Origin of the sequence: Nostoc parmelioides FACHB-3921 (assembly GCF_014696625.1) — a bacterium.
Taxonomy (GTDB): Bacteria; Cyanobacteriota; Cyanobacteriia; order Cyanobacteriales; family Nostocaceae; genus Trichormus; species Trichormus parmelioides.
This window is the reverse complement of record NZ_JACJQL010000004.1, coordinates 47,244-60,362: the sequence shown is the minus strand read 5'-3', so window position 1 is coordinate 60,362 and position 13,119 is coordinate 47,244. Positions and strand designations below refer to the sequence as shown.

Annotated in this window: 10 protein-coding genes; 5 read left to right on the top strand and 5 right to left on the bottom strand. The window is 42.8% G+C overall.

Annotated features, from left to right (window positions below):
- Positions 1 to 92 precede the first annotated feature (92 nt).
- Positions 93 to 2,435 carry a bifunctional serine/threonine-protein kinase/ABC transporter substrate-binding protein gene (locus H6G14_RS04630; protein WP_190565960.1) on the top strand — a complete coding sequence of 781 codons (2,343 nt, stop codon included), beginning with the start codon at positions 93 to 95 and terminating at the stop codon, positions 2,433 to 2,435.
- Between the two features lie 113 nt (positions 2,436 to 2,548).
- On the opposite strand, the gene H6G14_RS04625 is transcribed toward H6G14_RS04630, so the two are convergent.
- Together H6G14_RS04625 and H6G14_RS04620 are read right to left on the bottom strand one after the other, a co-directional pair.
- Entirely contained in the window at positions 2,549 to 2,788 is a 240-nt protein-coding gene (locus H6G14_RS04625) for a hypothetical protein (RefSeq protein WP_011319545.1), read from the bottom strand.
- A gap of 63 nt (positions 2,789 to 2,851) precedes the next feature.
- Positions 2,852 to 3,220, bottom strand: coding sequence for a hypothetical protein (locus H6G14_RS04620; protein WP_011319546.1), 369 nt, complete (start codon positions 3,218 to 3,220; stop codon positions 2,852 to 2,854).
- Between the two features lie 271 nt (positions 3,221 to 3,491).
- Here H6G14_RS04620 and thrB point away from each other — a divergent pair, with 271 nt between their 5' ends.
- The 3 genes from thrB to H6G14_RS04605 all read left to right on the top strand — a co-directional run bounded on the left by thrB (position 3,492) and on the right by H6G14_RS04605 (position 6,838).
- Positions 3,492 to 4,400 (top strand): homoserine kinase, encoded by a 909-nt coding sequence (gene thrB, locus H6G14_RS04615; protein ID WP_190565959.1) that lies wholly within the window; start codon positions 3,492 to 3,494, stop codon positions 4,398 to 4,400.
- Between the two features lie 16 nt (positions 4,401 to 4,416).
- A complete protein-coding gene (locus tag H6G14_RS04610) occupies positions 4,417 to 4,956 on the top strand; it encodes a hypothetical protein (protein ID WP_041456816.1) in 540 nt (179 codons plus the stop codon).
- A gap of 268 nt (positions 4,957 to 5,224) precedes the next feature.
- Positions 5,225 to 6,838 (top strand): NAD(P)H-quinone oxidoreductase subunit 4, encoded by a 1,614-nt coding sequence (locus H6G14_RS04605; protein WP_190566067.1) that lies wholly within the window; start codon positions 5,225 to 5,227, stop codon positions 6,836 to 6,838.
- 243 nt (positions 6,839 to 7,081) lie between these two features.
- On the opposite strand, the gene H6G14_RS04600 is transcribed toward H6G14_RS04605, so the two are convergent.
- A complete protein-coding gene (locus H6G14_RS04600) occupies positions 7,082 to 7,498 on the bottom strand; it encodes a 2TM domain-containing protein (protein ID WP_190565958.1) in 417 nt (138 codons plus the stop codon).
- Between the two features lie 470 nt (positions 7,499 to 7,968).
- On the opposite strand from H6G14_RS04600, the gene cobJ reads away from it, so the two are divergent.
- The gene (gene cobJ, locus H6G14_RS04595; protein WP_479684944.1) at positions 7,969 to 9,696 is read left to right on the top strand and encodes a precorrin-3B C(17)-methyltransferase; all 1,728 of its coding nucleotides are present in this window, start codon (positions 7,969 to 7,971) and stop codon (positions 9,694 to 9,696) included.
- A gap of 697 nt (positions 9,697 to 10,393) precedes the next feature.
- Here cobJ and H6G14_RS04590 read toward each other — a convergent pair.
- Both H6G14_RS04590 and H6G14_RS04585 read right to left on the bottom strand, forming a co-directional pair.
- On the bottom strand, positions 10,394 to 11,611 hold the full coding sequence (locus H6G14_RS04590) for an ABC transporter permease (protein ID WP_011319613.1): 1,218 nt from the start codon (positions 11,609 to 11,611) through the stop codon (positions 10,394 to 10,396).
- Entirely contained in the window at positions 11,608 to 13,077 is a 1,470-nt protein-coding gene (locus H6G14_RS04585) for an efflux RND transporter periplasmic adaptor subunit (RefSeq protein ID WP_190565957.1), read from the bottom strand. Before H6G14_RS04585 ends, H6G14_RS04590 begins: the two co-directional genes overlap by 4 nt.
- Positions 13,078 to 13,119 lie beyond the last annotated feature (42 nt).

The window sequence follows — 13,119 nt, the reverse complement described above, 5'->3', positions numbered from 1 at the left end:
GTGCATAAGTCCTAAAGTAATGGAAAAGGCTTTTTTAACAGGTTGTGGTTTTAGAATACGTATATTGTTTGTTGGCTTTTTGTCTTTACTTTATGGCGTACTGCATCAATCCCGATTGTTCGCAGCGAGAAAATTCTGATACTAGTGCAGTATGTCAAAACTGTGGAACGCCACTCATACTTCAAAATCGCTACCGACTCAGGCATCTGTTGCAAACTGATAGACGTAGCTATACAGAAGTATTTGAAATTGAAGATTTAGTTAACCGAGATCAACCTAAAGTTCTCAAGTCGCTGAAAGAGGTAACGCCGCAACTAGAACGACTTTTTCAGCAAGAAGCATCGATATTGCAGACTTTGCGGCATCCTGGTTTACCTATTAGTGAAGCACTATTTCCCCTGGTTTTAAACACAGGTCGTCAATTATGGTGCTTTGTGATGGAGAAAATTCCTGGTGAAGATTTACAGACTTGGTTATCTCACCATCAATATGTGACATCCTATAAAACAGCATTAGATTGGCTCAAACAACTAACGCAGATTCTCCAATTCGTACACGAGGAAAAGTTTTTCCATCGGGATATCAAGCCAGGGAATATTATGGTTTGTCCTGATGGGAAACTGGTATTAATTGATTTTGGTGCGGCACGTAAAGTGACACAAACCATAATCAACCGTGAGCCTGTCACTATAATTAATTCCCTTGGTTATACTGCACCCGAACAACGTGATGGTCATGCCGTTGTGCAGTCAGATTTTTATGCACTGGGTCGGACTGTGATCTATTTACTCACAGGTATTGACCCAACAGGCGATCGCACTCAAGATTTACTCAATTGGTCTAAATATATTCAAGACCCAAAAACTCCCAAAAAATTCATCTCTTTGCTTCAGGCGATGACAGATTCTCATCCCCACCACCGTCCGCCAACAGCGCAAGCAATTCTCGAAAAGATTGAAAATATTGAGCAGCATTCACACCAATGGCCAAAATTATTGTTGGTTGCTACTTGTGGTGTGTTGTTGCTGTTCGCGGGGAAATCCTTATATCAGGAAATTACATTACCTCGGACTTGTGACAATATACTCAATGATTATCTGAGTTGTGGAGAAGAAAGCCTCACTCCTAGTAGCTTTTGGGGTAGTAGTCAGCCTCCACCAGCAAAGCAATTAGGAATGGAAGAGTATCGCCATCAAAATTTTGATGCAGCTGTAAAATTTCTGGAAACTGCTTTTCAGCAAGAATCAGACCCAGAAACCTTAATTTACCTTAATAACAGCAAAATTCACCAGCAATTTCCCGTAAATCAGATTCATACTATCGCCGTTGCAGTCCCCCTAGAACGACGCACTGATATAGGTTGGGAAATACTCAGAGGTGTAGCGCAAGCTCAAACTGAGGCACTAAAACAAGGTCGAGCTTTACGCATTATCATTGCTGACGATAGTAATCGGGAAGATAGCAGAACTGGCAATAATGCCCGTAAAATTGCCCAGCAGTTAGTCAAATATCGTGATTTACTGGCTGTTTTGGGTCACTATAGCAGCGAAGCCACCAAAAATGCCTTACCAATTTATCGCCAAGCCGGAGTAGTGTTAATTTCTGCCACTAGCACTTCTCAAAATCTCAAAGACCCTTTTTTCTTTCGTACTGTCCCCAGCGATCGCATCGCAGCCCAAAAAATGGTAACTTACTTGTTGTCCGAATTAAAACAGAATCAAGTAGCTATCTTTTATAGTCAAGGTAGTGAATATGCTGAATCTCTCTCCCAGGCTGTTCGAGAAAGCACAAAATCACTTCCTCTGAAGGTCATTGATCATCAAGCGGCTTTTAATTTAGCCAGCGATCGCTTTAATGCCATAACAGCGTTAAATCAAGCTCAAACCCAAGGTGCAAAGGCAATTGTCCTGATTCCTGATGCCGGAGTAGGGTTGTATAATGCAATTCCCAATGCTTTACGAGTGATTCAGTCGAATATCAATCAAGTTTGGATTGTTGCAGGTGACAGCCTCTACAGTTCTGACTCCTTCAAATCAGAGAAAGTTTTTTCCTCACCCGAAATCCAATACACAGCTTGGGCGGTCTTTTGGCATCCCCTTAACGAGATGAATTCAACCTTCGTTAAGGAAGTCCAAAACCTCTGGAAAATTGATCTATCCTCTCTCCTCCGCAACACTAACATTACTTGGCGAACAGCAACCAGCTATGATGCAATGTTAGTTTTGAGTCAAGCCATCACCCAAAACCCTACTCGCCTCGGCATTAAAAAAACACTCAGCCAACCTCAATTTTCCGTTACAGGTGCAACAGGAGTAATTCAATTTGAGGGAAGCGATCGCCGCAATGGGAAAATTACGATGGTAAGAGTCCAGCGTAATTGTGATGATAATAGTTTTGTTGTTATTCCCAGCGATCGCTCTTTACAATGTCGATAGTTGGTATGTTAGGTATGATTATGGAAGCGATCCCTACAGCAAGTCATGGAAAACGAGCCATTGGTTAGATTCCACAAGCTAGTACTAGATAGGCTGTCAGTATTATATTATTCTCAAGATGCCCAACAAGTCTTCTCTGGAAATGCTCCTTTTTTCCAGTATTGTCTAACCTTTACAGCCGCTCTTTGGAAAAGTGCTTGTGAATTTTGAGTTGATGTTTCTTGAAGTTCCTTAACCTCTCCATTAGATTTGTCTAGCCACAGCGCCCCAAGATCATCTTCATGGGGACCGAAGAGGTAAGTAACCCCGCGTTCATCCTCTTGTTCTTTTAAAATCAATACGTAAAAAGCCATAGCTCATAATGTTGTCTATACATATTGTTTACTCTATTTGTAACTCATTTAAGTTAATTTCTATTATCCTTCTGGTGGACTCCATAAACGACCAGAGCGTATAGTTGCATGATGAGCCGTTCTGTAGTCGGTATTAAAAATCACCTCAAACCTTGACTCAAAGTATTCATGTTCCAGTAAGCGTAAATCTTCAGCCAGATAATTACCTTGTTGTAATCTAAACCACGCATCAGCTATATCTGGATCAGGATCAAAGTAATCAAATCTATCATCTAATTGATGTTGGCGATAAAATACATGATTTTTTATTCGTCTAATGCGAAACTCTGCCCAACCCGTATGAAGTGCAATTTCTGATACATCATCAGTATTACGACGTATAGCATTGTATGCTTCAGGCGCATATTGCTCCCAACGTTGTAGATATTCCATTGTTATAGTTTTAATATATTATTTTTTTATATGTAAATATAATAACATCGTTTCATGATGAATTGGGTTTATTTACTAATATAAGCTTGTTGAAAATCAGACAATTACTCTTCTCTCAAATAATCAGTACGGTTCCATTTTTCTGGCATTGACTATTAACTAATGACTAATTGAGCAGTTACGTGGGATGCTGGTTGATTGGTAATGTGAGTAGTCCATAGTTCAAAAGCTAATGACTATTGACTAATGACTGTTAGGTGAGTATTTATAAATGTCTGTTGTTTCTTCTGTCACGGTTAAGGTTCCTGGCACAACTGCTAACTTGGGGCCTGGTTTTGACTGCATCGGTGCAGCCTTGACTATATATAATCAATTCCAGTTCACCCGCCTGGAAACGAGTGAGTTAATTATTCAAGCCACAGGCGCGGAAGCTGAACGCGTACCAACTGATGAGAGTAATTTACTTTATCAGGCGTTTGCCAAGTTATATCAATATATAGATCAGACACCGCCAGGGGTGAAAATCGAGATTGAGTTGGGTGTACCACTGGCGCGGGGTTTGGGGAGTTCAGCTACGGCGATTGTTGGGGGTTTGGTGGCGGCGAATCGATTGGCGGGTGAGCCGTTGTCTCAGGCGCAGGTGATGGAATTAGCGATCGCCATTGAAGGACATCCTGATAATGTCGTACCCGCGTTGGTGGGGGGATGTCGTCTGGCGGCCACTGGTGCTACGGGTTGGGAAATTTGTGATGTTCCCTGGCATGGTGATATTGTCCCAGTGCTGGCAATTCCCGATTTTGAATTGTCCACCTCAGAAGCACGGCGAGTTTTACCAACAGAATATAGTCGCGCAGATGCGATTTTTAATACTGCTCATTTGGGGTTATTGTTGCGCGGCTTGCAAACAGGTAAGGGAGAATGGTTAAGGGCAGCTTTACAAGATAAGTTACATCAGCCCTATCGCCAAGCTTTAATTCCTGGTTACGATGCTGTGAATACTGCGGCTGTGGCTGCTGGTGCTTACGGTATGGTGATTAGTGGCGCGGGGCCGACACTGTTGGCTTTAGCGGATGTATCTCATGCGGCAGCTGTTGCGGCGGCAATGTCCACAGCTTGGCAAGAAGCAGGAATTAAGGCTGTAGTGCGATCGCTTGCTCTCGATACTCATGGCGCAACTTAACAATTCAAAATTCAATATGAAAGAACTTAATCCCAGCTTGCCTTTAAAGCAAATTCAGTCGGAGATGACAGCACTCCAGTCGCAAATTCAGGTGCTTGAGCAAGAACGTGCTGCACTCACTATTAATAATGATGTAATGACTCATGAGGATGATTCGCCTTTCGCCATTGTGGAAGCTTATCGTCGCCAAGCTAGGGAAAATGCCCAACTATTTGCGGAAATCAAAGGCATAGAAGATGCGATCGCCGCTTTAGACACACAACTACAACACAAAAAAGCTGAATTAGCGCGGTTGCCAAGGAGACAGCAACAAATTAACCAAGAGCAACAATTAGAAGCAGCCAAAGAAGTGGCTCAAGTCCATGCGGAACGAATCAATGAAATAGCCCAAGAACTGGCAGCAGAAATCCGTTTGCTCAAAGCCTGCGCTGATCAACTCAGTCCTTTATATTGGCAGGTTTATTACAAACCCTTTATTACCGGGTTCAAAACCATCTCAGTTCCCTATGTCCGTTCAGATGGGGCAGTTTGGACAATTGTCAATCGCATTGTTTAGCCAAAATAGAGGCAACATAAAGATTTGTAACGGTGGTTAGAGCCACCGTTTTTTATTGACGTTACAAAACTTTATGCCTAGAATGGGCAAGCAGGCAATTTGCATGAGTATTTATTCCTGCTTATCACGAGAATTGCAAGATTATTGAGTATAAATTCCTATCTATAACCAAAATTTAATTTTTCAGAGATAAATAAAGTTTACAAAAGTAACAATTCCTTAATATAATGTAATTAAAAGCGAAAAGAAAAAACGATTGTCAGAAGTGATGAATCTCATTGAGTTTCCCTGGCTAACAGCCATAATTGCCTTACCCTTGGTGGCAGCCCTAGCCATCCCCATAATTCCAGACAAAGAAGGAAAAACGGTTCGTTGGTATGGATTGGGTGTAGCCTTTGCAGACTTTGCCTTAATGATTGCCGCCTTCTGGCATTATTACGACTTCCAAAGTTCGACATACCAATTTGTAGAAAAATACCCTTGGCTTCCTCAAATAGGTTTGAATTGGTCTGTAGCAGTTGACGGCTTATCAATGCCCTTACTGTTGTTAACAGGCTTAATTAACACACTCGCAATCTTCGCGGCTTGGAAAGTAACCAACAAGCCGCGATTATTTTATGGGTTAATGCTGGTGATGTACAGCGCCCAGTTGGGTGTGTTTGTTGCCCAAGACTTGCTGTTATTCTTCTTAATGTGGGAAATCGAGCTAGTTCCTGTTTACTTGCTGATTTCCATCTGGGGAGGCCCCAAACGCCGTTATGCAGCGACCAAGTTCATCCTTTATACTGCTGCTGCTTCTATATTTATTCTTGTAGCTGGATTTGCACTCGCATTCTCTGGAGATACAGTCACCTTTGATATCGCAGCCCTGGGAATGAAAGAATATCCCAAAGCGATTGAATTATTAGCTTATGCAGGATTCTTGATTGCCTTCGGTGTCAAACTGCCAATATTCCCACTGCACACATGGCTACCTGATGCTCATGGTGAAGCATCTGCCCCTGGTTCCATGATTCTGGCTGGTGTGTTGTTGAAAATGGGTGGTTATGCCCTCATCCGCTTGAACATCGAAATGTTACCTGATGCTCATGTTTACTTTGCGCCAGTCTTAGCAATCTTGGGTGTAGTTAACATTGTTTACGGTGCTTGCTGTGCCTTTGCTCAAACCAACCTGAAACGCCGCCTAGCTTACTCTTCCATCGCCCACATGGGTTTTGTGTTAATCGGTCTAGCTTCCTACACAGAAATTGGTGTGAGTGGAGCAGTGTTACAGATGGTTTCCCACGGTTTGGTTGCGGCTAGCTTGTTCTTCTTAACTGGTGTGACTTACGAACGTACCCACACCTTATTGATGGACAAAATGGGCGGTATTGGTAAAGTGATGCCCAAAACCTTCGCTCTCTATACAGCCGGTGCAATGGCTTCTCTAGCATTACCTGGAATGAGTGGCTTTGTAGGTGAGTTGATGGTATTCATCGGTATCGCTACCAGCGATGTCTATAGTTCCAGCTTCAAAGTTGTAGTTGTCCTACTGTCAGCAGTGGGTGTGATTCTGACTCCAATTTACTTACTGTCTTTATTACGCCAAGTCTTCTACGGCAAACAAAGCGAAGAGTTACACCTCGATGCTTTCATCCCGGATGTTAAACCTCGTGAACTGTTCATCACCGCTTCTTTATTACTTCCCATCATCGGTATTGGTTTGTATCCCAAATTGATTACCCAAACCTATGATGTGAAGACTGTAGAAATAGCAGCCCACGCCCGTCAAGTGTTACCAGTAGTTGCAGGACAACAGCCATCAAGTCTGTACTCCCAAATTTTCACTGCACCAACACTGGCTAATGCTGAAGTTGAAAGTCTAGTTAATATCTCTAAGTAAATATATCTCTCAGCAACGGTGCTGAAAGTAAATCCTAAATATGCCGAAAATTAGGGGTGGTTGCCAAACTACCCCTAAAATTTTATTGCACTGCGTGTGTCAGTTGTTAGTTGTCAGTTGTCAATTGTTTGGATTTGGTTTAATATCCCATCCCCTAGTGGGTGGTTTTTAGGTGTCTTTACCACTTACTATTGATTACTGACTACTAACAAAACTCCATCCATAAAGGGATGAAGTTTTTATTTATTTTGGTAATTTTTTAGACCATTCCTGAAAATCATGTTCGTAGGATTCTCCGCTAGTTTTATAAGCCTTCATCCCAGAGAAGAACAAACCTAATCCCCAGCCTAATAGGGGAAAAATCGCCCAAAAATAGCCAGGGCTTGTTAACAGATTCAACACAATTAAAAATCCGTTGACACCAATAAAAGTAATCAGGTGTGTTTTAAATTCCTCTCTTTGTTGGGCGTGAAATCTCTGCCGCTTTTTATCTCCTATTTCTTGAGTCAACCATTCTTGTTCAGCCGCTTGCAAAGATGCGGATGAAACTCCTAGCTCTGATGCAATTTCTATAATTTGCTGGCGTGAAATTTCTCCCTGTTGCTGACGGGCAAAAGCTTTTTGGAGAATCTGTTGCATTTGTTCTGAATTGTAAGTCATAATAAATACCTAAGACGATGAAAAAAGTTAGGAAGATTAGGCGAATTTTGAAACTTTAGCTACAAAACCATTAAAAATATATTGGCCCGTTGTTACGAACAGCTAAGACCAACATTTTATATTTAAAAAAATAACCAATGTAGTAATTAAAAACACAAATATAAATATATTGAGTTTGTTCTTATTATTAGGGATTTCAAAGAGATTTTAAAAATTTGTATTTTTGGTATCAAAAAATATTATATAATCCTAATTAATTTCCAGTAAATTATTGCTACCTGGTTTCGTTTTAGGGTTAAGTCAGGCTTAGGAGAAAGACACTTGCAAGATGACTGATAATGAATCAAAAGCTAAGAGATAACTATTTTATACCATCACTTATTACCAATTATCAGCGTTAATAATATTTGTTTATTTGTGTATATTTATGCTTTGATTTGCATGATATCTGTTCAAGTTCAAAAAGTCTCATGATGATGAAGGTTGCACCTGCTGTTGTAGTATTGGGTCAAAATAGTGTCGCACTAGCCCGTAAAATAATTACTGTCTTACCAGGGGCGACGCTATACGGTTTAGCAGGACGCACCTCTGGGGTCGATGTTAGCTTTACGAATTTTGGTGAAACTTTACGGGAGTTGTTTGCTGAGGGAACGCCGATAATTGGAATTTGTGCAACTGGTATTCTCATCAGAACATTAGCACCCCTGATTTCCGATAAACGTCAAGAACCGCCGGTGCTGGCTGTGGCAGAGGATGGTAGCGCGGTTGTACCTTTGTTAGGTGGACTAAACGGGGTCAATGACTTGGCGCGGAGGATTGCCGAGGTGTTGGAGGTGAAGGCTGCAATTACAACAACGGGTGATATTCGTTTCCGCACGGCGTTGTTATCTCCTCCCCCTGGATATCATTTAGCAAACCCAGAGGATGCGAAAAAGTTTATCTCGGATTTGTTAGCAGGGGCGCAGGTAAGATTAGAAGGAACTGCACCTTGGTTAAGTAATAGTCAGTTACCTATCGACCCTGAGGGTGATTTAACTATTCTGGTAACTGAACGCTTGGTGACTCCCACTGCTAATTGTTTGGTTTATAATCCTAAAACTGTAGCGATCGCCATCACCCACCCCTCTGTTACTGTAGAATCAATACAGCAGTTACTCGCTGACGCGGAACTCGCACCCCCATCTATCGCCGCAGTATTTGCACCCATCACCATCGCCGCGAGTCCAGTAATTGACGCTGTAGCCAATACCTATGGTGTTCCAACCCGATTTTTCTCTGCAAATCAACTAGACACCTTACTCACACAAGGTTATAGTCTCGCTGAGGCCACAGTGCTGACTGCCACAGGTAAATCTGGTCAACTCATTTCTTCATCTTCTCATATTGCGATCGCCATCTCCCCCCAACCCATCGACCCCCATACCATCGGTCAACCACGGGGGAGGTTAGCCATTATTGGGACTGGCCCTGGTGGTTCACAATGGATGTCTCCAGAGGTGAAAGAAATCCTCAAGTCAGCAACAGACTTAGTTGGTTACAAAACCTATCTAGATTTAGTTGGTTCCCTAGCTGACGGTAAGCAGCGCCATGAGTCAGATAACCGCGAAGAAATTGCCCGTGCAACAATGGCGCTTGATTTAGCCGCTACTGGGCGATATGTGGCTGTAGTTTCTTCTGGCGACCCTGGTATCTATGCAATGGCGGCGGCTGTGTTTGAAGTTCTGGATTACCACTTGAAACCAGAATGGGAAAGTATTGATATTCACGTTGCGCCAGGAATTTCTGCCATGCAGGCCGCAGCCGCTACCATTGGCGCACCCTTGGGGCATGACTTTTGTGCTATTTCCCTATCTGATATCTTAAAACCTTGGTCAATCATCGAACAACGCATTGCCGCAGCAGCCAAGGCTGATTTCGTTATAGCCTTTTACAATCCTGTTTCTAAAGAACGTACTTGGCAATTAACAGCAGCTAAAAATATATTATTGCAATATAGAAAACCTTCTACCCCCATAGTATTGGCGCGGAATATTGGCAGACCCGGACAAACAGTCAAAGTAATTACTCTCGACCAATTAGCAGCAGATAGCGCTGATATGCGAACTGTGATTCTGGTAGGTTCCACACGAACCCGGTCTATTCAGCGTAGTGATGGTAGTATATCGGTTTATACACCCCGGCGATACACTACAGACTGATGTGATTTTTAACATATAGTTATAGGGTGGGTGATTGGTAATTGTTTTACCCATTACCGACCCCCACAAGCATTATTAGTTTTTAAATCGGTAGGATAGTACTTGTCTTTGTGGATAAAGTAAAACCCCAGAACTGGGAAGTTTCTGGGGCTATTAACCTGACCACCTCTACTTTTATAATTTAAAATCTGGGGCGAAATATAAAATTTTGCAGACGTAAATACCCCATTTTTGTCTAACCAAGAACTAGAAAAAATGAGTATTCTTAATTATTTAGAAACAGCATATAATCTGAACTTTCTGAAAAAATATCTAAATATCCCTTTCATACTGAATATAGTGAATTCATATCTAATATAGGAATTCGAGTTGATTATTGAAATGATCTAAGTATCTGTAGGGTGGGCAATGCCCACCGTATCATGGTTGTGTTAGGCATTGCCCACTACTTATATTTCAGAAATCAAATACTAGTTTTATAGTATGTTAATAAAAATGCAAAATTCAAGATATAATTCAGTGATTTATGTCTGAAATTATAATTTTGTGGGATTGATTTATGATTTTGGATCAGCAAAAATAAAAGCATCATGATTCAAACATGATTGTAGCCGATTACAGTGACAGAAAGCCTCATAAATGTCTGCATATGCAGGCATTTTTTATTGCCGAAAACTGTAGATTAACTGATCCAATACTAAGCACTTCTCAAAGCCACAATAGGATCAAGTTTAGCTGCACGACGGGCAGGAACCACGCCAAAAAATAAACCGATCGCCCCAGAAATACCCACGGCTGTGGCAATGGCTACAGGAGAAATGGCGGCTTCTAGGGGTGTCAAGGCTGCCACTAACATAATGCCACCAACACCAACACCAGTCCCCACTAAGCCACCAATGGCAGACACAATCACAGATTCAATAATAAATTGCAATAAAATATCTTGTTCTGTCGCGCCAATGGCTTTGCGGAGTCCAATTTCTTGGGTGCGCTCAGTGACGGAAACAAGCATAATATTCATGATGCCGATGCCACCAACAAACAACGATATACCAGCGATCGCCGCTAACATAATTGTCAATGCACTGGAGATTTGTCCAACTGTCTGCAAGGCATCTTTTTGGGTACGGATGGTGAAGTCATCTTCGCCGGTGATTTTGTGGCGTTGTCGCAGTAAGTTGGTAATTTGGAATACGGCTGCATCCACACTCTCGGCATTTTTCGCGGAGGCGACAATAAAAGTTACCTCTAATCCATAGGGAGAGGTGCGTCCCACAATCCGGTTAGCCGTGGTAATGATTGGCACCATTGCCGCATCATCATAATCAACACCAAGATTTGAGCCTTTGGCTTCCAATACACCAATGACTTGAAAGCTAGCATTTTTGATGCGTAATTGCTGCCCCACTGGGTTGGTATTTCCAAAAAGTCTTCCAGCTAATTTTGCACCGAGTACCGCAACTTGATTACTGCGTTTCATATCTATATCGGTAAAAAATCGCCCTCTATCAACATTAAAATCCCGCACTCTTAAGAAGTTGGGATTTGTACCAATAATATTAACGTTGGTATTTCTGTTACTGTAGGTGACTACCTGCCGACTATTTAACTCTACCGTCACGGCGGCGATGGTTGGTACTTGGGTGGCGATCGCTTCTGCGTCCCCTAATACCAGAGTTTTGGGTAATTCGTTAGAGATCCGTTGAGTAGCTTGATTCCCTGGAATGATAAACAGCACGTTTGGGCCTAGTGACTCTAACTGTTGCTGAACAAACCTCTGTCCCCCTTCCCCAATCCCAATCATGGCAATGACTGAGGCGTTACCAATAACAATGCCCAACATCGTCAGGGCGCTACGCAGCTTATTGGACAGCAGGGTTTTCCCTGCCATTTGCATACTTTCTAGGAAATTCATCGGTTTGCTTTTTCTTTGGCCTGTTGGATTCTGTAGTCTTGGGGTAAGTCAACAAACACGCGATCGCCTGTTTTCAATCCCGATAAAACTTGAGTTTGATCTTGGATTTGTGCGCCAATGGTTACTTCTCGAAACTGGGGTTTATTTTGGGCATCTGGTACTAAGACACCTGTTTTGCCATTTTCGGTGACGATGGAAACTGTTGGTAATACCAGGGCATTATTGACGCGATCGCCCAAGAAAGTTAAATCTACATTTAAGCCAGATCGTAGTTTATCCACTCCCGTATCGATGGCTACCCGCACTTGAAAGGATGTCACACCCTGTTCTATGACTGCTTCCGGGGCAATTAAACGTACACGCCCTTGAAAAACTTCATCAGGATAGGCATCTGCCACAATTTCTACTTGTTGCCCTTGTTTAATGCGGCCAATGTCAGCTTCTGGGACTTGCGCCAAGATTTCTACACCCCTGGCTAATGCCACAATGGAACTAGAAGTTGCAGAAGCACTGGTGGAAGCGGAGGTTGTAGGAGTGACGAAAGCACCCACGTTGGAGTACTTCTGAGTCACTATGCCAGAGAAGGGGGCGCGAATAATCGTATCTGCTAATCTAACTTGGGCGGCTGCTAGCTGTGCTTGGGCTGCTTTCACAGCAGCTTGACGTTGGGCAATTTCTTCGGGGCGGCTACCTTCTTGTGAGAGTACTAATGCTGCCCGTGCTTCGGTGACAGCAGCTTCCTTTGCAGAGATCACCTCACTCCGAGTCCCACTTTGCAATAAGGATAATTGCTTTTGTGCTTCTGCTAAATTAGCTCTAGCACTTTTGTCTTCACTGACGGCTTGATCAAATAATTGTTTTCTCTCTGCCCCTTGGTTAAAGAGATATTGATAACGTTTTACCTGTTCCGATGTGTAATTTACCCTGGCCTGGGCTGCATCAACTTGAGATTGAGCTTTAGCAACTTCTTGGGGACGATTCCCGGCCACAGACTCAGCTAATTGAGCTTGAGCCTGGGCTAGACGCGCTTTAGATTGAGCAATTTCTTGAGGACGATTCCCCGCCCTAGCTTCATCTAACTGGGCTTGGGCTTGGGCTATATTGGCGCGATATTGAGCAATTTGAGCTTCGATCTCACCCACATCCATCCGGGCAATGATCTGTCCTTGCTCCACGCGATCGCCTTGTTCTACATATAACTGCGCCAGAACGCCAGGGTTTTTCGGGCTAAGATTCACACTCTGCACCGGCACAACTTTACCACTGGCGGTAATTCTGATAGTGACATTCTTGGCTTCTACCGGAACCGTTAATTGCGTTACATCTTGCTTACTATTTCCCTGTTGGACTATCTTGTAGGTTGTGGTCGAGCCAACTACTAAAACACCAATAGCTGCTAGTCCCACCAGCCAACGCGCCGGGTATTTAACTTTACCAATCATCGGAACTTCTATGTACGCAGTCATAAGTGGCGGCCTATTAACCTTGGTTCGGGGAGTGGTCAGAGA